At 65.9% G+C, this 19,376-nt stretch carries 18 protein-coding genes; 11 read left to right on the top strand and 7 right to left on the bottom strand.

Annotated features, from left to right (window positions below; all coding sequences use genetic code 11):
* Positions 1-26 precede the first annotated feature (26 nt).
* Positions 27-518 (top strand): VOC family protein, encoded by a 492-nt coding sequence (locus tag ACOGXH_RS04545; RefSeq protein WP_419927933.1) that lies wholly within the window; start codon positions 27-29, stop codon positions 516-518.
* A 7-nt stretch (positions 519-525) separates the two neighbouring features.
* On the top strand, positions 526-1,014 hold the full coding sequence (locus ACOGXH_RS04540) for a VOC family protein (RefSeq protein ID WP_419927932.1): 489 nt from the start codon (positions 526-528) through the stop codon (positions 1,012-1,014).
* A gap of 14 nt (positions 1,015-1,028) precedes the next feature.
* Here ACOGXH_RS04540 and ACOGXH_RS04535 read toward each other — a convergent pair whose 3' ends face one another.
* Positions 1,029-2,243 carry a cytochrome P450 gene (locus tag ACOGXH_RS04535; RefSeq protein ID WP_419927931.1) on the bottom strand — a complete coding sequence of 405 codons (1,215 nt, stop codon included), beginning with the start codon at positions 2,241-2,243 and terminating at the stop codon, positions 1,029-1,031.
* A 104-nt stretch (positions 2,244-2,347) separates the two neighbouring features.
* On the opposite strand from ACOGXH_RS04535, the gene ACOGXH_RS04530 reads away from it, so the two are divergent.
* The gene (locus ACOGXH_RS04530) at positions 2,348-2,779 is read left to right on the top strand and encodes a nuclear transport factor 2 family protein (protein WP_419927930.1); all 432 of its coding nucleotides are present in this window, start codon (positions 2,348-2,350) and stop codon (positions 2,777-2,779) included.
* An 11-nt stretch (positions 2,780-2,790) separates the two neighbouring features.
* A complete protein-coding gene (locus tag ACOGXH_RS04525) occupies positions 2,791-3,075 on the top strand; it encodes a 2Fe-2S iron-sulfur cluster-binding protein (protein WP_419927929.1) in 285 nt (94 codons plus the stop codon).
* Here ACOGXH_RS04525 and ACOGXH_RS04520 read toward each other — a convergent pair.
* Both ACOGXH_RS04520 and ACOGXH_RS04515 read right to left on the bottom strand, forming a co-directional pair.
* Positions 3,060-3,713 (bottom strand): TetR/AcrR family transcriptional regulator, encoded by a 654-nt coding sequence (locus ACOGXH_RS04520; protein WP_419927928.1) that lies wholly within the window; start codon positions 3,711-3,713, stop codon positions 3,060-3,062. The genes ACOGXH_RS04525 and ACOGXH_RS04520 overlap by 16 nt on opposite strands.
* Positions 3,714-3,717: 4 nt before the next feature.
* Positions 3,718-5,034 carry an amidohydrolase family protein gene (locus tag ACOGXH_RS04515; RefSeq protein WP_419927927.1) on the bottom strand — a complete coding sequence of 439 codons (1,317 nt, stop codon included), beginning with the start codon at positions 5,032-5,034 and terminating at the stop codon, positions 3,718-3,720.
* A 96-nt stretch (positions 5,035-5,130) separates the two neighbouring features.
* Between ACOGXH_RS04515 and ACOGXH_RS04510 the strand changes: the two genes are divergently transcribed.
* The 6 genes from ACOGXH_RS04510 to ACOGXH_RS04485 are packed head-to-tail and all read left to right on the top strand — an operon-like array spanning position 5,131 to position 11,227.
* Positions 5,131-6,357: an amidohydrolase family protein gene (locus ACOGXH_RS04510; protein WP_419927926.1), complete on the top strand. Its 1,227-nt coding sequence runs from the start codon at positions 5,131-5,133 to the stop codon at positions 6,355-6,357.
* 9 nt (positions 6,358-6,366) lie between these two features.
* Positions 6,367-7,677 (top strand): aromatic ring-hydroxylating oxygenase subunit alpha, encoded by a 1,311-nt coding sequence (locus tag ACOGXH_RS04505; protein WP_419927925.1) that lies wholly within the window; start codon positions 6,367-6,369, stop codon positions 7,675-7,677.
* Between the two features lie 2 nt (positions 7,678-7,679).
* Complete coding sequence (locus tag ACOGXH_RS04500; RefSeq protein WP_419927924.1) at positions 7,680-8,021, top strand: hypothetical protein; 342 nt, start codon at positions 7,680-7,682, stop codon at positions 8,019-8,021.
* Between the two features lie 29 nt (positions 8,022-8,050).
* Positions 8,051-9,193: an acyl-CoA dehydrogenase family protein gene (locus ACOGXH_RS04495; protein ID WP_419927923.1), complete on the top strand. Its 1,143-nt coding sequence runs from the start codon at positions 8,051-8,053 to the stop codon at positions 9,191-9,193.
* Complete coding sequence (locus ACOGXH_RS04490) at positions 9,190-10,191, top strand: acyl-CoA dehydrogenase family protein (protein ID WP_419927922.1); 1,002 nt, start codon at positions 9,190-9,192, stop codon at positions 10,189-10,191. The genes ACOGXH_RS04495 and ACOGXH_RS04490 overlap by 4 nt, the downstream gene beginning before the upstream one ends.
* Positions 10,192-10,207: 16 nt before the next feature.
* Positions 10,208-11,227 carry a cyclase family protein gene (locus ACOGXH_RS04485; protein ID WP_419927921.1) on the top strand — a complete coding sequence of 340 codons (1,020 nt, stop codon included), beginning with the start codon at positions 10,208-10,210 and terminating at the stop codon, positions 11,225-11,227.
* Positions 11,228-11,251: 24 nt separating this feature from the next.
* Here ACOGXH_RS04485 and ACOGXH_RS04480 read toward each other — a convergent pair whose 3' ends face one another.
* A complete protein-coding gene (locus ACOGXH_RS04480; protein ID WP_419927920.1) occupies positions 11,252-12,226 on the bottom strand; it encodes a Gfo/Idh/MocA family protein in 975 nt (324 codons plus the stop codon).
* A gap of 56 nt (positions 12,227-12,282) precedes the next feature.
* Between ACOGXH_RS04480 and ACOGXH_RS04475 the strand changes: the two genes are divergently transcribed.
* Positions 12,283-14,049, top strand: coding sequence for a GMC oxidoreductase (locus tag ACOGXH_RS04475; RefSeq protein WP_419927919.1), 1,767 nt, complete (start codon positions 12,283-12,285; stop codon positions 14,047-14,049).
* 21 nt (positions 14,050-14,070) lie between these two features.
* Here the strand turns inward: ACOGXH_RS04475 and ACOGXH_RS04470 are convergent, their stop codons facing one another.
* Genes ACOGXH_RS04470 through ACOGXH_RS04460 form a run of 3 tightly spaced genes read right to left on the bottom strand, consistent with a single transcriptional unit; the run spans position 14,071 to position 19,376 of the window.
* Positions 14,071-15,372 (bottom strand): acyl-CoA dehydrogenase family protein, encoded by a 1,302-nt coding sequence (locus tag ACOGXH_RS04470; protein ID WP_419927918.1) that lies wholly within the window; start codon positions 15,370-15,372, stop codon positions 14,071-14,073.
* A 40-nt stretch (positions 15,373-15,412) separates the two neighbouring features.
* Positions 15,413-16,942, bottom strand: a complete 1,530-nt coding sequence (locus ACOGXH_RS04465) for a trimethylamine methyltransferase family protein (RefSeq protein ID WP_419927917.1) — start codon at positions 16,940-16,942, stop codon at positions 15,413-15,415.
* A gap of 1 nt (position 16,943) precedes the next feature.
* Positions 16,944-19,376, bottom strand: coding sequence for an FAD-dependent oxidoreductase (locus ACOGXH_RS04460; protein ID WP_419927916.1), 2,433 nt, complete (start codon positions 19,374-19,376; stop codon positions 16,944-16,946).

Raw genomic sequence — 19,376 nt, 5'->3', positions numbered from 1 at the left:
AACAACATCAACTAGAAATAGAGGCGATGACCTACCCCAACACTCTCATCTTCGTTGACTTCCCCTCCGACGACCCCGAGGCATCGGCGGTCTTCTACCACGAGGTGTTCGGCTGGGAGGTGGAGCCCCGCCCCGCAGGCGTGTTCCACCGGATCGTCCCCGGCCAGAACTTCCAGCTGGACGACGGCTCTCAGAGCGAGATCGGCAACCTGCACATGGGGATCCACAACGCGGCCAACGCCCGCCCCCACCCCGACCCCGACGGGGTCGAGCCCCGCGGCCTTTCCCAAGACGGCCGCACTGTGCGGATCTGGGTTCTGGTGAGCGACGACGATGACTCCGACGCCATCATGGACCGGGCTTTGGCCCGGGGGGCCACCGAGCTGTGGCGTGATCACTATTGGGCCGAGTTCAACGGGTTCAACGCCGCCTTCAAAGACCCGTGGGGCAACACCCTCATCTTGTGGACCAAGGGCGGCGACGATCCTCAGATCCCCGACGGCTGGACCGACGAGTAAGCCTGCCGTGGCCGATCACGACCCCGTCTACGAAGTTCACCCCCCCGCCCCCCGCTGGACTCACATCGCCCTTCGGGTGGCCGATATGGACGCCACCATCGACTGGTACACCACCTACACCCCGATGCGGCTCTTGGACCGGCGGGAAGACGATATGGGCTACGGGGCCTGGCTGGGCCACGGCGACTCCCCCGATTCGCCGTTCATTCTAGTGCTGGCCCAGTTCTTCCCTGAGACCGATCCGTTCAAAGGCTCCCCCATGGCCAAGCTGGCCCCCTTCGCCCACCTGGGCATCGAGCTGACCAGCCGCGAGGCAGTCGAGGAGACCGCGGCCAAGGGCAGCGCCGGAGGCTGTCTGGCCATGCCCCCCACCGACATGCCGCCCCCCATCGGCTACATCTGCATGCTGGCCGACCCCGACGGCAACATGGTGGAGTTCTCCTACGACCAGGGGGTCTACGCCCTGGCCAGCCAGCTCGCCCAGCAACAGAGCTGAACTAGCGGCGACGCTCAGCCGATCACCAGCGTCAGTTTGTCCCAGCCCCGCACCGTGGAAGTGTGGGCCCGCTCGGATTGGTCGAGGTCGACGGTCCAATCGGGAAAGCGCTTGAGCATCTCTTCGAGCGCAACCCGACCCTCGAGGCGGGCCAATGCGGCGCCAAGGCAGAAGTGCAGCCCATAGCCGAATGACAGGTGGTGGTCGATGTCGCGGTGGATGTCGAAGTCGTCAGCGGTGTCGCCCCACTTGCGGTGGTCGCGGTTGGCCGACCCGTTGAGCAGCAAAATGGCGCTCCCTTCGGGCACGGTAATGCCGTGGTACTCCACGGCCTGCTTCACGTAGCGGGCCTGCACCGGTGACGGCGCCTCGTAGCGCAGCGACTCCTCGATGGTGTTGGGGACGAGCCCGGGGTCGGCTGCGACCTCCCGGCGCTGGTCGGGCAACAACCCCAGCATCAGCATCGTCCACCCGATGAGCTTGGTGGTGGTCTCGTTGCCCGCCCCGGACAACAGGCCGATGTAGCTGAGGATCTCCTCCCGGGTGAGGCGGCGGACAACGCCGGTGTGATCCTCGAATTCGGTGTGTATGAGCTGGGTCATCACATCGTCGGACGGATTCTCCATCCGCCAGTCGATGTACTCGCCATAGTTCCCCTCGGCCGCGGAATCTTCCATCGTCTGGACCGCGCGTGCTACCGACATTTCGCCTGCATTAAGCCGTTGCCCGCGGTCGATCTGGTCGCGAATGGCCTGTTGATCCGACTCGGGAATGCCGAGCAGCATGCCGATTGCCCGCATGGGCACTGGCGCTCCTAGCTTTTCGATCACATCGAATCTCTCGGCCCCCTCGAGGGCATCTAGCGCATCAGTGCAGAAGCGCCGCACCTGGGGTTCGATGGCGTTCATCTGCTTGGGGGTGAACACCCGCGACATCAGACTGCGATACACCGCATGGCGGGGTGAATCGTCGAACAAGATCATGCCCGGGGGCATATCCACGCCGGATTTGATCAGCTCCAAAACGGTTCCCCGCCCGGAGATCAGTCGGTTGTGGTCCCTGAGACCGGCCTCTACGTCGTCCCACCGGCTGAGCGCCCAGAAGTCGTGCTTGTCGTTGTAGTACAGCGGGCACTCGTCGCGCAGTTGCTTCCACACCGGGTGGGGATCGTTGTCAATCTCGAAGTCGTAGGGGTCGTAGTAGGGGGTGGGAGGAGCCGATGCCGTCATGTCATTTCTCCTCGCAAACGCCTTTCCGCTAGATGGCAGTCAGAAGACCGCAAAGTACCATGTTCCCCGGAAACGAGAAGATCGTTCCCCTCTGAGAGGCAGCTATGGACCAGGCGCGGATGGCCGACATCATCGAGATCGAGCAATTGCTGGCCCGCTACGCCGTCGGCATGACCAAAGACGACGTCGAAACCGTTATGGAGGTGTTCACCCCCGACGGCACTTACCGCGCGTTCGGCGACGAGTACGCCCTGGCCGACTTCCCCCGGTTGGTGTCCGCCGCCCCCAAGGGCCTGTTCTTGGTGGGCCCTCCGGAGATCGAGCTAGATGGCGACCAAGCCTCAGGCACACAGCCGCTGTGCTTTGTGGACCAGACGGACCATCAAATGCGGATCGGCTACTACAACGACACCTACCGTCGCACCGAGAGGGGCTGGCGGCTGGCGACCCGCTCGATGACCTTCCTTCGGCGAAGCGGCGCCCGAGACGCCGGCCGCCCCCACGATCCCGACCGCCCCGAGCCGTCGACTAGCTGAGGCTGGAGCCGGTGAGCAGTCCTATCAGCTTGACCATCATCTTCCGGGGCAAGCGGCGCACCATGGACTACGTCGAGGGCGACACGGTGTTGGAATCGGCCCGGCGGGCCGGGCTGAGCCCGCCGTTCTCCTGCGAGGCAGGCAACTGCGCCACCTGCATGGCTTTTCTCAAGGATGGCAACGTAACCATGCGGGCCAACGAGGCGCTGGAACCCGACGAGGTGGAAGACGGTTACATTCTCACCTGCCAGTCGGTCCCCGACTGCGATTCAGTGGTCGACTACGACAGCTTGTGATCCGGGACGACGGCGTGGAGGCAGAAACGCCAGACTTCCTCGCCGGTGATCGGCCGATCTACACCGGTGCTTCGCCCCGCGGTGACAGTGGCGGCCTGAAGGACGACCGCCGCGAGACGTCGCGGACGGCCTTCCCGAAGGAGACCGGTTTCGCCGACCTGCTCCACGATCTCGGCCACGTATTCGTATAGGGGCGAGTAGGCCGCCACCACCTCCTCGGGGTGGTCGACCAGTAGCCGCTGGGCGAACTCGGCAAACAGCGGCTGCTCCGACACCCGTCCCGGCGCGCACAGGTCGTACACCATCAGCACCACCTGCTCCAGCCGATCGAGCGGACCGCCATCAGCGGTGGCCGCCCGGATTCGGGCCACTGCGATGCCCATCTCCTCTTCGAACAAAACCAGCAGCAGCTCGTGCTTACTGTCGAAGTACTGGTAGAAGCTCCGCACCGACTGCTTCGACTGGTCGACCACCTCTTGAATGGTGAACTCCGTCGAGGCCTTGGCCGCGATGACCTCGCGGGCCGCATCGAGAAACTGCTGGACCCGCTTGGCCGCCCGGTCTCGGGCCGCCCGGGTCGACCGCTCGATGGCCCGGTCACGCCACATCGTGTCCCGGCCTAGTTCGTCGACCTTCATGGCATCAGCTGGCCTGTTGAGCGCCGGTCCCCTGGGCGCCCTGGCCAATGTTCTGCCAGCGAGCCTGGACCTGCTCGGCGGTCAGCTTCTCCCGTCGGCTCATAGATCGGATGCTCACGTCGTGGTCGGCGACAGCCGCCCGCAGAGCGCCCACCGAGGCCTGCTCTAGGGGGACATGGCTGAAGGGGTCGAACGAGTACCACCGCATGGCATTCTCGTGGGTGATCTTGGCCGCCTCGTCCTGGGTTACCCCGGCCTCGGTCATCAGCTTCGCCAGTTCTTCGGGGGCGTTGGGCCACGCCGAGTCGCTGTGGGGGTAGTCGCACTCCCAGCTGATGTTGTCGATGCCGATCTGGTTGCGCAGATACACCCCGGTGTGGTCGGAGATGAAGCAGGTTAGGAAGTGCTGGCGGAACACGTCGCTGGGCATCAGGCCGCCGAAATCCTGGCCAGTCCAGCGGTGGTGCATGTCGTAGGTGCGGTCGACCCGCTCCAGGAAATACGGCACCCATCCGGTGCTCCCCTCCGACAAGGCGATGCGGATGGCGGGGAACTCCTTGAGCACCCGGGACCACAACAGGTCGGCGGCGGCCGACTGGATGTTCATCGGCTGAAGGGTGATCATCACATCGGGGGGCGAGTCGGGCGCCGGGAAGCTGAGCTGACCCGATGAGCCCAAGTGGATCGACAGCACCGTTTCGGTGTCGCACACCGCCGCCCACAGGGGGTCCCAGTACCGGTCGTGGAAGCTCGGATAGCCCAGGGCGGCCGGGTTCTCGGTGAACGACAGCGAGTGGCAGCCCTTGTCGGCCACCCGGCGCACCTCCTCGGCGCACTTCTCGGCGTCCCAGATAACCGGCAGCGCCATGGGGATGAACCGCCCCGGATGGGCCCCGCACCACTCGTCGATGTGCCAGTCGTTGTAGGCCCGCACCAGAGCCAGGCCAAACTCCTCGTCTTCCACTGCGAACAGCCGGGCGGCAAATCCGGGAAACGACGGGAAGTTCATCGAGGCCAGCACCCCGCAGGCGTTCATGTCCTTGATCCTCTCGTCAACCATGAAACAGCCCGGCCGGATCTCCTCCAGCGACTGGGGCTCGACCCCGTATTCCTCCTTGGGACGGCCGGCCACTGCGTTGAGGGCCACGTTGGGCACCTCGACCTCGCCGAACTGCCACACATCGGCCCCATCGTCGCGGCGCACGATGCGGGGCGCGTCGGCCTTGTAGCGCCCTGGCAGGTGGGCATCGAAGAGATCGGGAGGCTCGATGATGTGATCGTCGACGCTGATGAGTATCAGGTCTTCGGGAGCAAAGGCCATGGCCGCCTCCGTGCGGGAAACTTGGTCAAGGTTAGGCTGGGAATGAGATTCCCCTATTATCGCAACAACATTCCGCTTCTTCGAAAAGGACCAGCGATGCCCAATCCGACGGCCACCGCCCTGCATGGGCGAGGAGTGCTCGACATCGACACCGGCGAGGTGATCGAGCCCGGCTTTGTGCGGGTAGAAGGCAACCGGATCGCCGAAGTCGGTTCCGACAAGCACATTGCCGACGACTGCGACGAGGTGATCGAGCTTCCTGAGCTCACCCTGCTGCCCGGCCTCATGGACATGGAGGTCAACTTGTTCATGGGCGGTCCCGGGGCGGGCCTGTACGACTCGGTGCAGGCCAATCCGGCCAAGATGACGCTGCGGGCCACCGCCAACGCCCGGCGCACTCTGCGGGCCGGCTTCACCACCGTGAGGAACCTGGGCCTGTTCGTGAAAACCGGCGGCTACCTGCTGGATGTCGCCCTGGGCGAGGCCATTGACGCTGGTTGGGTGGACGGCCCCCGAATCGTGCCCGCGGGCCACGCCATCACCCCCACTGGCGGGCATCTCGACCCCACCATGTTCCAGGCCCTCGGCCCCGACGTGCTGCCCATAACAGTGGAAGAAGGGGTGGCCGACGGCATCGACGAAATCCGTCGGGCCGTGCGCTACCAGATCAAATACGGCGCTCAAGTGATCAAATGCTGCGGCTCGGGAGGGGTTATGTCGCACACCGGGCCAGCCGGGGCCCAGCAATACTCCAACCAGGAGTTTGCCGCCATCGCCGACGAGGCCCACCGCCGAGGGCTCAAGGTGGCCACCCACTGCCACGGCGACCAAGCCGTCCGCTCGGCCATCGAGGCCGGCATCGACTGCATCGAGCACGGCTTTTTGATGAGCGACGACACCATCCAGCTCATGGTGGACACCGGCACGTTCCTGGTGAGCACCACCGCCTTAACCGAGAACTGGGACGTGTCCGACCAACCGCCGGAGCTCCAGGCCAAGGCGGCCGAGGTATTCCCCCAAGCCCGCGAGACCATCTCCAAGGCCATTGAGGCCGGGGTCAAGATAGCCACCGGCAGCGACGCCCCCGCCATCTGGCACGGTCGTAACGCCGAGGAGTTGGTCGTTTTGGTGAGGCGGGGGATGACCCCGCTTCAGGCCATCCGGGCCGCCACGGTGGTCAGCGCCGACCTCATCGACGCTCCCGACCTCGGTCGCATCGCTCCGGGGATGCTGGCCGACATTGTCGGGATGCCCGGCGACCCGCTCGCTGAGATCGAACGGGTGCAGTTCGTGATGAAGGACGGCAAGGTCTACAAGCGTTAGGGAGGACTCATGCCCCATTTCCCCAAGCCAGCGGAGGGCAGCTGGACCGAGCACTACCCCGGCCTGGGAACCGGTCCGGTCTCCTACAAGGACTCCTACGATCCCGATTATTGGCAGCAGGAGATCGACGCCATCTTCAAGAAGGAGTGGCTGTGTGTGGGTCGCGTCGAGCGGCTGGGGCGGGCAGGCAGCTACTTCACCCGAGAGTTCCCCTGGGCCAAGCGGAGCATCCTGGTGGTCAAAGACCGGGAGGGCACGGTTCGGGCCTTCTACAACGTGTGCCGCCACCGGGGAAACAAGCTGGTGTGGGACGACTTTCCCAACGAGGAGACCTCCGGGGTGTGCCGCCAGCTCACCTGCAAGTACCACGGCTGGCGCTATGACCTCGACGGCTCGCTGGTGTTCATCCAGCAGGAGTCGGAGTTCTTCGACGTGGACAAGGATTCTCTCGGCCTGGTGCCGGTGGCCTGTGACGTGTGGGAGGGCTTCATCTTCGTCAACCTCGACCCTGAGCCCCAGCAAACGCTCGCCGAGGCTCTGGCGCCGCTGTCAGAGGGTCTGGCCGGCTACCCGTTCGGCGAGATGACCCAGACCTACGAGGTGCGCTCGGAGATCGACAGCAACTGGAAGCTGTTCATCGACGCTTTCGTGGAGTTCTACCACGCCCCGGTGCTGCACCAGCGCCAGGCGGCCGCCGAGGAGGCCGAGAAGCTGGCCGGATTCGGCTTCGAGGGACTCCACTACGAGCTGTTCAGCCCCCACTCCATGGTGTCGTCGTGGGGCGGCATGTCGCCACCCAAAGACCCGAGCATGGTCAAGCCGATCGAGAACCTGCTGCGTAGCGGTCTGTTCGGCCCCTGGGACAAACCCGCAGCCGTCAACGACAATCAGGATCTCCCGCCGCTGCTCAACCCGTCCAAGCACCGGGCGTGGGGCATCGACTCGTTCGTGTTGTGGCCCAACTTCATGATCCTGTTCTGGGAGACGGGCTGGTATCTCACCTACTCCTATTGGCCCCTCGGCCCTAGCAAGCACCTGTTCGAGTCCACCCTCAACTTCGCGCCGCCTGAGAACGCCAGCCAGCGGGCCGCCCAGGAGTTCGCGTTCTCCACCTTCAAGGAGTACGCCTTCCAAGACGCCAACACCCTGGAGGCCACCCAAACCATGATCGAGAGCGAGGTGGTGAACACCTTCATGCTCAACGACCAGGAGATCCTCTGCCGCCACCACCATGCCGCGGTCCGAGAACAAGTCAATGCCGGGGGCCGCCCGGCCAGCTACCCGTGGATGCCGGCGTCGGACAACGGCGGAGGGGGATGACCATGAGCGACACCACCGCGGCGGCGCTGCCCGCCGACTTCGCCGACCTGGCTCCGTTCGCCGACTGGGCCCTCGACACCTGGCGGGAGCGCTACGAGAAGCGACTCGACTCGACCATGGCCGATATGCAGGCATTCTACGACGCCATGATGCCTCGACTGTCCGAGATACTCGAACACTGCGACTCATTCGACCTTGACGACCTGCCCGACGACGCCCGCAACCTGCTCTTGCTGACGTTCTCCTTGTGCGAGGCCTCGTTTCCAGTGGAGGCGTGGCGGCAACCCCGCGTCCCCGACAGTGGCTCGGCCGACCTGGAGATGGTGCGAGAGCCGCCTCTATAACCTGAGGAACCTGAGGCACGACGACAACGATGGATCTTGAGACCTTTCGCCGCGACTTGGGGGCGTGGCTCGACGCCAACACCGATGATCTGACCCCGCCCTATGAGGGCGCGGGCTCGATGGACGAGCACATGGCCCACTATGCCCACGTCAAGCGGGCCCTATTCGACGCCGGGTTCGGCCGGTACGGATGGCCGGAGTCGGTAGGGGGGCTAGGAGGCTCTCCGCTGTTGCGGGCCATCGTCGGCGAGGAGATCAACTTCCGCGATCTGGCCGACCCCAATGCGTGGACCATGATCGAGGTGCTGGCCCCCACCGTTATCGACTTCGCCCGGCCCGAGATATCCGCCCGTTTCGTGCCGCCGTTCATACGGGGCGACGAGATGTGGTGTCAGGGGTTCTCGGAGCCCGATGCGGGCAGCGACTTGGCCTCTCTATCGTGCCGGGCGACCGAAGCTGACGGCGGCTGGAAGGTCAATGGCCAGAAGATCTGGACCAGCTTCATCGAGTACTCCCAGCGCTGCGTGCTGCTGACTCGCACCGGTGAGCCGGACAGCGCCCATCGGGGCATCACCGCATTCTTGGTGGATGTGGACTCTCCGGGCATCACCTTCAGCCCGATCGAGACCATGCACGGCCGAACGGACTTCGCCGAGGTTCACTTCGACGACGTGTTCGTGCCCGCCGACCGACTTCTCGGCGAGGAAAACGGGGGCTGGCAGGTGGCCATGGACATCCTCCCCTACGAGCGGTCCACCACGTTCTGGCACCGGGGCGCCTTGCTGCACCGGCGGTGCTCGGATCTGATCACCCAGGTTGCCGCCTCCGGCGACCACAGCACCGCTTCGGCCAGGGCGCTTGGCCAAGCGTTCCAGTCGATTGTGGCTTTCCGTAGCCGATCTCGCGACACCCAGCACCAGTTGGCCGCCGGCCAGCAGCTCGGCGTGGAAACGTCGGTCGACAAGATCCTCATCACAACGGCCGAACAACAGCTGTTCGAAGCCGCTCGGGATCTGCTGCCGGGCGTGATCGAATTTGACGAAGGACTCACCGCGGCTCAGTGGCGCACCGACTACCTCTACTCCAAGGCGGCCTCCATCTACGGGGGCACTGCCGAGATTCAACGGAATATCGTCGCCCGGCGATTGCTCGATTTGGGGCCAGAGGCATGAGCGAGATCATCGAATCTGACGACATGGCGCTGCTGGCGGGCAGTTTCGAGGCCGCCATGGCCGACGCACCGGGTCCGAGCGAGGCCGACCAGGCGCTCTACGACCTCGGTTGGGGTGAACTTCTCGCCGCCGCCCCTGGACCAGCAGCGGCGATGGCGTTCAGTGCGCTGGGCACTACCGGCTCGGCCGCCACCCTGCTCGACGACGTGGTGGCCCACGCTCTCGGAATGCCCTTCTCCCCTGACGTCTGCGTGTTGTTTCCCGACTTCATTCACGCCATTCCTGCGGCCCCGCAATCAAGCGAACCCAGAATTCTCAATCAGGAAGAACCTCTAGAGGTCAGTGGGCTGGTGTCATCGCGGATAGACCGGGCAGCCACCGTGGTAACGGTCATGGATGGTGAATACGGATCAGAGCTGACAAGCTTCGAAGCCGGATTTCTTCGAGGAAGGGGGGCGACAGGAGTCGACCCCGCTCACGCCTATCGCCACTTGTCGGTCCGAGTCGCGGCCCACTTTCTAACACCATTGGAGGCCGAGGGCAGCTGGCAGGCCGCAGTGGCCGCCGCCCGGGTGGCCTTGGCCCACCAGCTCATCGGCGGGGCCCGCTGGATGCTGGCCGAGGCCCGCCAGCACGCCCTCGACCGAGTCCAGTTCGGCCGCCCGGTGGCGTCGTTCCAGTCCATCCGCCACAAGCTGGCCGAGTCGCTGGTGCAGATCGAGGGCGCGGCATCGGTGGCCAAAGCGTGCCTGCACGACCCCGACCCCCTGTTGGCCGGGTTGGCCAAGTCGTTGGCCGGCCAAGCCGCCCTCACTACGGCGACCCACGCTCAACAGGTGCTGGCCGGAATGGGCTTCACCGCCGAACACCGCTTCCACTTATGGCTCAAGCGGATGCTGGTGGTCGACACGATGTTCGGCTCGGCCAGCTCGCTCCCGACAGAGATCGGAAAAGACCTGCTAACGCGGGGAACCGCACCCCGCCTCATTCAGCTCTAACCACCCAGGAGGAAACATGGGTCGAGAGGACTACGCCAAATACGCCACAAGCTGGTCGCCGCCCGACTACACCGTGGACGACAACGGCAAGGTGGTGGGCGGCTATGTGCCCGAGGGGCCCAACAACTGGGGGCGCTGGGGCGACGACGACCAGCGCGGCACCCAGAACCTCATCGGCCCCGACCAGCGAATTCGGGCCGCTTCGCTGGTGCAGTCGGGCAAGGTGTTCTCCCTGGCCCTGCCCATCGACGCCGACGGTCCCCGGTTCCACACCCGACCGGCACCGCTGCACTGGTTCTTGATGGCGGGGTCCGACCAGGTGGTGGGCTCCCCCTATAGCGCGGCCGATCCCGACTTCCAGTGGAACGACGACATGTTCCAGATGCCCCTCCAGGGCTCCACCCAGTGGGACGCCTTCTCCCACGTGATCTACCGGGACACGATGTACAACGGCTACTGGGCCGGCAATGTCACTGCGTTCGGAGGCGCATCGGTACTTGGCATCGAGAGTCACCGGGAGAGCTTCGTAGGCCGAGCGGTGCTGTTGGACTTGCCCCGCTCCGAGGAACGCGACCCGCTGGCATCGGCCACCGTGATCGACTCGGCCATGCTGGACCGCTGCGTCGAGCACCAGGGAAGCTCGGTTGAGACCGGCGACATCGCCTTGATCCGCACCGGCTACATGGCGCTGTGGGACCCGAGCTTCACCCCCGACCAGCAGGAGGAGTACTTCGGCGGGTCGCCGGGCTTCGGAGTGGACGCTCTCAACTGGTGCGACCGCTACGACATCTCCGCGGTGGCCTCCGACACCATTGGCGTTGAGGTGCTGGTGCCCGAGGACCCCGACGACCGCAAGCATCCCGTTCACTGCGGGGCGCTGGTCGATCGGGGACTCCCCCTGGGCGAGTTCTGGGTGCTTGACGAACTGGCCGCCGACTGCGCCGCCGACGGCCGCTACGAGTTCATGCTGGTAGCACCGCCGCTCAACATCCCCGGCGCGGTGGGCTCGCCGCTAAACCCCATCGCCATCAAGTAGGGGCCAACCGAACGCTAGAGCCCGTTACTCTCCCGGAAAGCGCAATCCGATCTGCTCGCGGATCTGGTCGAGGGTGCCCATGATCGACAGCGTCTCGGCGTGGGAGATCACCGGGCTCTCCAACTCTCCGGCGGCCAGGCAGCGGTGGAACTCCTCCACTTGGAATCGGAGCCCGTCGCCTTCCCAGGAGCCGTCGATCTCCTCGCGGTCGAACCCCCGCACCACCGTGAGCGACCCCGGGCAGTGCATGAACGCGGGAATCTCGATCGTTCCCTCGGTACCGGCGATGCGGGCGGTGCAGCCCAAGTTGGTGGCGATGGCCGCCTTCACCACCGCCAGCTCGCCGCCGGCGTGTCCCAGAACAGCGGCCACCTGCTCGTCGACCCCGGTCTCGCCGATCCGCCCTTGGGCGGCCACGCTGGTCGGAGTGCCCAGCACCAGCGAGGCAAACTGCACCGGGTACACCCCCAGATCGAGAATCCCCCCGCCGCCTCGCTCAGCGTCGTACAGCCGGTGGTCGGGGTCGAACGGCTGGTGGAATCCAAAGTCGGCCTCCACTAGCTGGGGCTGGCCGATGGCCTGTTCACCCAACAGGTCGGCCAGCACCCGATAGGCGGGGAGGAACCGGCTCCACATGGCCTCCATCAGCAACAGCCCCCGCTCCCGGGCCGCATCGATCATCCGCTGGCTCTGGGCCTGGTTGAGGGCAAACGGCTTCTCGCACAACACCGGCTTGCCCGCCTCCAAGAACATCAGCGTGTCCTGTTCGTGGCGGGACTGGGGGGTGGCCACGTACACGGCGTCTACCCCCGGATCAGCGGCCAGCTCCTCGTAGCTGCCGTAAGAGGCCGAGGCCCCGTACTGGGCGGCGAAATCCCGGGCCCGGTCGGCTGAGCGCGACCCAATGGCGTATATCTCGGCGTCATCCAACAACTGGAGCCCATTGGCAAACCCAACGGCGATGCCTCCCGGCCCGGCGATTCCCCATCGAACAGTCACGGCGGCACGCTACCGCACGCTGTTGGCTGTGGCTCTCCCCTACCCTGGGCCGTTGAATGGACCGAGACACACTGCGCTGGCTGACCGATCCCGACTCGGGGTGCTGGGATGAGTTGGACTACCAGCGGTTCCCCTTGGGCGAGCCGGAGCTGGTCGACACCGTGCCGCCGGTGATCGGCTGGGGCGAGGTTCGAGATCACTACGACGCCGTCGTCGTGGGCAGCGGCGCGGGGGGCGGCGTGGCCGCCCATGTGCTGGCCGCGGCGGGCTGCTCGGTGCTGGTGGTGGAGCGGGGCCGCGCCCTCAAATCCACCGAAATCGGCTGGGACCCGGTGCGCAACCACCGCACCGCCGTCTTCGGGTTCGGCGAGGGGGTAACCCCGGTGGGAAACCCCCGAGCCGTCAAAGAAGGCGACGGCGAGCAGGCCCTCGAACCCCACGACTTCCGCTACCACAACAACGCCGTTGTGCTGGGGGGCGGCACCCGCCTTTTCGCCGCCCAGTCCTGGCGATTCGCCCCTGAGACGTTCCGCATGGCCAGCGAGTACGGCGTACCCGACGGCTCGGCCCTGGCCGACTGGCCCATCACCTACGACGACTTGGAGCCCTACTACGACCTGGTGGAGTGGGAGGTCGGTGTGGCGGGAGCGTCGGGCCACACCGGCGACGGACCTCGATCCCGGGGCTACCCGCTTCCTCCATTTCGGCCTGCCCGCTCCGGTGAGATGCTGGCCGAGGCCGCGGCCCGTCTGGGCTGGACCGCGGCACCCATCCCCCTGCTGATCAACTCCCGGCCCTACGGCGGGCGGCCCGGATGCGCCAATTGCAGCCAGTGCGTGGGCCACCCCTGCCCGGTGGACGCCAAGAACGGCAGCCACAATGCCCTGCTCCCCCGAGCCGCGGCCGCCGGTGCCCACATTCTGTGCGATACCCAAGCGGCCCGAGTCGACGATGTCCAGGGCAAAGTCGAGTTGCGCTCCGAGCAGGGCCAGCGGATGGTGCGGGCCGACCGGATCGTGCTGGCCGCCGGGGCGGTGGAGACCGCCCGGCTGCTGTTGTTGAGCGGGCTGGGCAACGACTGGGTAGGCCGGTGCCTCCAAGGCCACACCTACGTTTTGGCCCACGGCCACGTGGATGCCGACGAGCCGGTCAAAGACGGCATCGGCCCTGGCCTGGCCATCGCCACCCGAGAGCACTGCCACCACAACAATGGGATCGTCGGCGGCGGCATGATCGCCGACGACAATGCGGTATCGCCGGTGCAGCACTGGATTATGGGATCTTGGTTTCGGCCCGAGCACCAAAAGGCAGCGGAGGCCGCCGGCGAGGTCGACGAGTACGGGCGCCCGACAGGAGCCTCAGCCCGCCAAGCCCTGACCGACACCTATCGCCGGACGATCATGGTCATGGGCCCGATCCAGGAGATCCCCACCCGCTCGGCGGGTCTGGACCTGTCGGCTGAGGTTCGGGATCGCTGGGGCCTGCCGGTGGCCCGCTTCTTCGGCGTGCAGCACGAAGAGGACCTGCACACCGCGGAGTTCCTGGGCGACCGGGCCAAGGAGTGGATTGCCGCCACCGGGGCCCGGGACATAACCGGGGGCTCGATGGGGTTCCAAATCCTGTCCGGCGGCCAGCACCAAGCCGGCACCGCCCGCATGTCGCACACTCCCGCCGAAGGCGCGGTCGATCCCGAGGGCCGGGTGTGGGGCTGTGAGCGGACCTATGTGGCCGACTCCTCGCTGCACGTCACTAACGGCGGCGTCAATCCCGTGCTGTCCATCATGGCCAACTCCTGGCGAGTAGCCGACCTGCTCTCTCGCTGAGCCCGCCGTAGTGGCTTGGGCTCAGGCGTTCAGCAACTCCTCTTCGATGCGCTCGGCCATCACTTGTTGAGCCCATTCAATCTTGGCGGGGATGTGCTCGGTGGGGAACAGGCCCTCGGAGGGGCGGTAGTCCTTCAGCACCTGCTTGGCGATGGTGTCCTTGTGCACCTCGGTGGGGCCGTCGGCCACCCCGAAGGTGGGGGCCATCATCCACATGTTGGCCAGCGGGGTCTCGTTGGACATGCCCAGCGAGCCGTGGATCTGCATGGAACGGAACACCACGTCCATCAGCACCCGGGGGGTGGCCACCTTCACCCCGGCGATGTAGAGCCGGGCCTTGGAGGTGTCGGACTGGTCGATCTGCCAGGCGGCGTGCAGCACCTGCAAGCGGAACTGCTCGATTTGGACCCAGGAGTCGGCGATCATGTGCTGCACCGCCTGCTTCTCGGCCAACAGTGAGCCCTTGGTCTCCCGGCTGAGGGCTCGCTCGCACATCATGTCGAAGGCCTTTTTGGCCGTGCCCACCGAGCGCATGGCGTGGTGGACTCGGCCCCCGCCCAGTCGGGTCTGGGCGATCTTGAACCCGGCCCCCTCCTCGCCCATGAGATTCTCGATCGGGACGCGGCACTCGTTGAACCGCAGGTAGCTGTGGCCACCGTGGCCCCGGCGCTCGCCGCCCACCCCCACGTTTCGCACCAGCTCCAAGCCGGGGGCGTCGTGGGGCACCAGCATCATGGACGACCCCCGATACACCGACACGTCGGGGTTGGTGATGAGCATGACGATGAGGAATTCGGCCCTGGGGTAGTTGGAGGCGAACCACTTCTCGCCGTTGATCACCCACTCGTCGCCGTCTCGATGAGCAGTGCAGGTGAAGTGGTTGGGATCGGACCCGCCCTGAGGCTCGGTCATGGAGTAGCAGGTGGAGATCTCCCCGGCCAGCAGCGGCTTGAGGTATTTCTCCTTCTGCTCGTCGTTGGCGTAGTGGGCCAATATCTCAGCGTTACCCGAGTCGGGCGCCTGGCTGCCGAATGCCGAGGGGCCGAATGTGGACCGGCCCAAAATCTCGTTCATCAGCGCCAGCTGCACCTGGCCGAACCCCATGCCCCCCATCTCCGGCTTGAGGTGACAGGCCCACAGCCCCCGGTCCTTGACCTTCTGCTGGATGCGGCGCAGATGGCTCTGCACCTCCTCGTCGGTCTTGTCGAATGGCGACCGCCCTCGGAAGTAGTGGTCCAGCGGCTCGATTTCGGTGTGCATGAGCTCCGTAAGCCATTCAAGGTGGTCTTGAAACTCCGGATCAGTAGAAAAATCCCAGGCCATGATCCGAGACTAGAACAGCCTCGCCCAACGGCGCGCTTTGTCAGCGGATGGGGGCGAGGTGGATGGGGAAGGCTTCTCGGATTCGGGCGTCGGCTTCGGGGGTGATGTGGTCGGGTTTGGGGCGGTTTAGCACTTCGGTGACGTAGTCGTGGGCTACGTCTTCGATGAAGCGGGCGCCGGCGTCCACCCAGTCGTCGGGGCTGAGGCGGTCGCCGATTTGGGGGTAGACGTATTCGGTCTGCATGAGCGACAGGGTCTGGGAGTGGCCAAGGAAGTGGCCCTCGCCGTGCACTACATCGGCGATTACCTCGGTAGACAGGGTCTCGGGGGTGATCTCGATGCCCCGCACCGTGCGGTTGATGGACCCCAGCATGTCGTTGTCGATCACCAGGGCCTCCAGGGAGCAGGCCATGATGCTGGCCAGCATTCCGGCCGTCTCGTTGATCATGTTGGCCCCGGCGTTGGCGGCCAGGGTGATGGCGTTGGCCTTCTCGTGGCCAGCTTGGTTGTCGGGCAACTTGGAATCGGCCATTCCAGCGGCCACGCCCGAAGGAAGGCCCAAGTAGTTCACCACCTGGGCGGCCGCCGCATTGATGATCGCCTCCTCACCGCTGCCCCCGCTCATCGCTCCAGTGCGCAGATCGGACACGAACGGCCACATGCCCAGCACACAGGGATGGCCGGGCACAACCAGGTTGACTGCGGTCAGCCCGGCCAGGCACTCGGCCAAAGCCTGGACCAGCGATCCGGCCAGCGCCGCCGGCGAGGTGGCCCCGGCTTGGCCCGCGGACAGCAGGTTGATCGGCATGCCCCGTCGAGCCTGTTCCATAAGGCACAGGGCCGAATCCTCGGCAAAGCGCAAGGGCGGCACCACGAAGGTGTTGTTGCCGATGCTGAAGGGCCGCCGGGCGAACTCCCCCTCGGCGCCCAGCGCCATATCGAACAGGTCAATGCACTCGTGCACGTGCTCGGGTTGGAACATGGCCGTGCCCAGCGGCTTAGAGGTGCCAGCCAGGATGGCGTAGGCGGTGTTGATGTCCAGTTCCCGGGCGGTCTCCATGTCGCGGGCCACCAGCGTCCGCACGAACACGTGGATGTTGTCGAGGGTGTCGACGATCCGGGCCACGTCGTAGAGGTCGGCCAGGGTGCTGGGGCGGAAGCGCTTGGTGTCGTGATCGAGCATCATGACCGCCGCCCCGCTGGTACAGAGATGAACCCGGTTGCCACCAATCTCCACCCCCCGGTCGGGATCGAAGCCGTACAGGGTGAACTCCTTGCAGGCGCCCTCAATCGCCTGACGGACAAGGTCGGGGGGGAACCGCAGCCGCTCATCGTCGTCCATCCGGCCCCCGTTGGCAGTGACCACCTCGATGATCTCCGGGGTGGCCTGGCCCATGCCCAATTCGGACAACAGCCCGAGAGCGGCCTCGAACACGTCGTCGCACTGGCCGTCGGATAGAGGCTTGTATGCCCCTCCGGGCATTCCCGGCCGCACCGCCCGGGCGTCTTCGGCCGGCGGGGCCTCCCGCATGGCCACCCGGGCCGCCCGGCCTCCTGCACGTCGCGCCATATCAAGCCCTCGGTTTCTCGTTGTCAGGGTCGTAGGCCGGGCCGTCCAGCACCATCGCCGGTCGTCGATCGCTCATCAGCTGCACCTCGAAGCGAGTGCCCGGTGCTTTGTACTGGGGTTTCACATAGGCAAAGGCCAGGCCGCGCCCGGTGGTGTGGCCCCAGGTGCCCGATGTGGTCAGGCCGATGAGCTCGTCGCCGTCGTACACCGGCTCGTTGCCCCGGCAGTCGTTGTCGGTAGTGTCCACCTCGCAGTACACGAGGATCATCTCGATGTCGTCGCCCATGGCCAGCCGTTCCTCGGAGGCCTCCTTGCCCTGGAACTCGCCCGACCAGTCCACGAACCGGCCCAAGTCGGCCTCCACCGGAGTGATCTCGGTGGTGAGCTCGAAGCCCATCGCCTTGTAGGCCTTCTCGATGCGCATGGTGTTCATGGCGTAGGCGCCGTAGTGGACCATCCCCAGGGGCTCCCCCGACTCCACCAGGGCGTCGTACAGCTCGGCAGTGTGCTCCTGGGAGTGGTGCAGCTCCCAGCCCAGCTCGCCCACATACGACACCCGCAAAGCCAAACACGGCACCCCGGCGACCACGATCTCCTGGCCGGTGAGCCAGCGGAATCCGGGCGCCTCCAATTCGGCATCGGTGAGCGGGGCCAAGATTTTGCGGGACAGGGGGCCGGAAACGGCCAGAATGCCCATGTCGTCGGTTCGGTCCGTGACGGTCACGTCCTCGCCGGGTTGCACATGGTGGGTCAACCAGTCCCGATCGTGGAACTGTCCGACGATGGCAGAGTTCAGGTAAAACCGGTCTGGAGCCAGCCGGGTGATGGTCATCTCGGTCTCGATGCCGCCCAGGGTGGTCAGGAAGTGGGTGAGCCGCATCCCGCCGTCTTTGGCCGGCATCTGGTTGGCGGTCAGGCGGTCGAGCAGCGCCTCGGCGTCGGCCCCGGTGACTTCGAACTTGGAAAAGGCGGTGAGATCGGCAATGCCGGCCCGCTCCCGGGTGGCCCGGCACTCGGCGCCCACGATGTCGAAGGCGTTGGAGTGGCGGAAGGTGTGGGCCTCGGGCTCGCCGTAGTACTGGGGGCGCTCCCAGCCGAAGATCTCCATCCACTGGGCCTGCCGGGCGTCGAGCCGGTCGTAGATGGGGTCGGTCTTCTGGGGGCGCCCGGCAAACCGCTGCTCGCCGGGCAGGCGGGTGGCGTACATCTCGTGGAACTCGTCGATGGCCTTCTCGATGGCGTAGCGGCCGGTCGGCCCGCAGTGGTCGCCGAATCGGCGGGGGTCCATCTCGGCCACGTTGATCTCGGTCTGGCCATGCACCATCCACTGGGCCAGGTACTTGCCCGCGCCCGGACCCTGGGTGATGCCGATGGACGCCCCCGCGCACAGCCAGTAGTTGCGCAGCCCGGGGGCCGGGCCCATGAGGTAGCCGGAGTCGGGGGTGTGGGTGATCGGTCCGCTGACCACGGTTTTTATCCCCGCGTCAGCAAAGGCTGGTATTCGCTTGCCCGCTTCGATCAGCCACGGCATGAGCTGGTCGAGGTCGGGCGGAGTCAGGTAGAAGTGCTTGTCCCAGTCGATGCCCTCCAGCCCGTAGGTTTGGGCGTTTTCCCGCTCATAGGGGCCGACCAACAGCGAGTCGATCTCGCGCCGGTAGTAGGCCGACGCTCGGGGGTCGCGGATCACCGGCGGGTCGAAGTCGCCCAGTTCTTTCATCTCCGCCATGGGCTCGGTGATGAGGTACTGGTGGATCACCGACACGATGGGCACGTCCAGGCCCACCATGGCGCCGAGCTGGGGGGCGTAGCACCCGGCCGCGTTCACCACGTGCTCAGCCACGATTCGGTGGGTCTCGCCGCCCACCTGGCAGACCAGCTCCCAACGGTGATCGGGGAGCTGTTTCATATCGCTAACCAGCGTGTTCCGGTAGACCTCGCCGCCCAACTGACGGGCTCCTTTGACCATGGCCTGGGTGACGCTGGACGGATCAGTCCAGCCGTCGTTGGGGGTCCAACACCCCATCAGCACGTCGGACACGTCCATGAACGGCCAGTGGTCGAGGATCTCCTTGGGCTCGATCAGGTGGTTCTCCACCCCCACCAGATCGAGCATCCCGCTCACGTAGCGGAACCAGTCCACCTGATGGCGATCGAGAGCCAGGCGAATCGCCCCGGTGCCGTGCCAACCGCTGGCCAGTCCAGTCTCGGCTTCGATGCTGTCGTAGAGGTCGGGGGCCACCTGGTGGCACTTGGCCATGTTCAGGCTGCCGATGAAGTGGGGAATGAGGCCGGCGGCATGCCAGGTGGAGCCCGAGCACAGCTCGCCCTTCTCCACCAGCACGGTGTCGGTCCAGCCCTCGTGGGCCAGGTAGTAGAACAGGCCCGCACCCATGGCCCCACCGCCGATGATTACAACCTGGACTTCATCGCGCAC

This window comes from Candidatus Poriferisocius sp., from assembly GCF_965208355.1.
GTDB lineage: Bacteria > Actinomycetota > Acidimicrobiia > Acidimicrobiales > Bin134 > Poriferisocius.
This window is presented reverse-complemented; position numbering and strand designations above follow the sequence as displayed.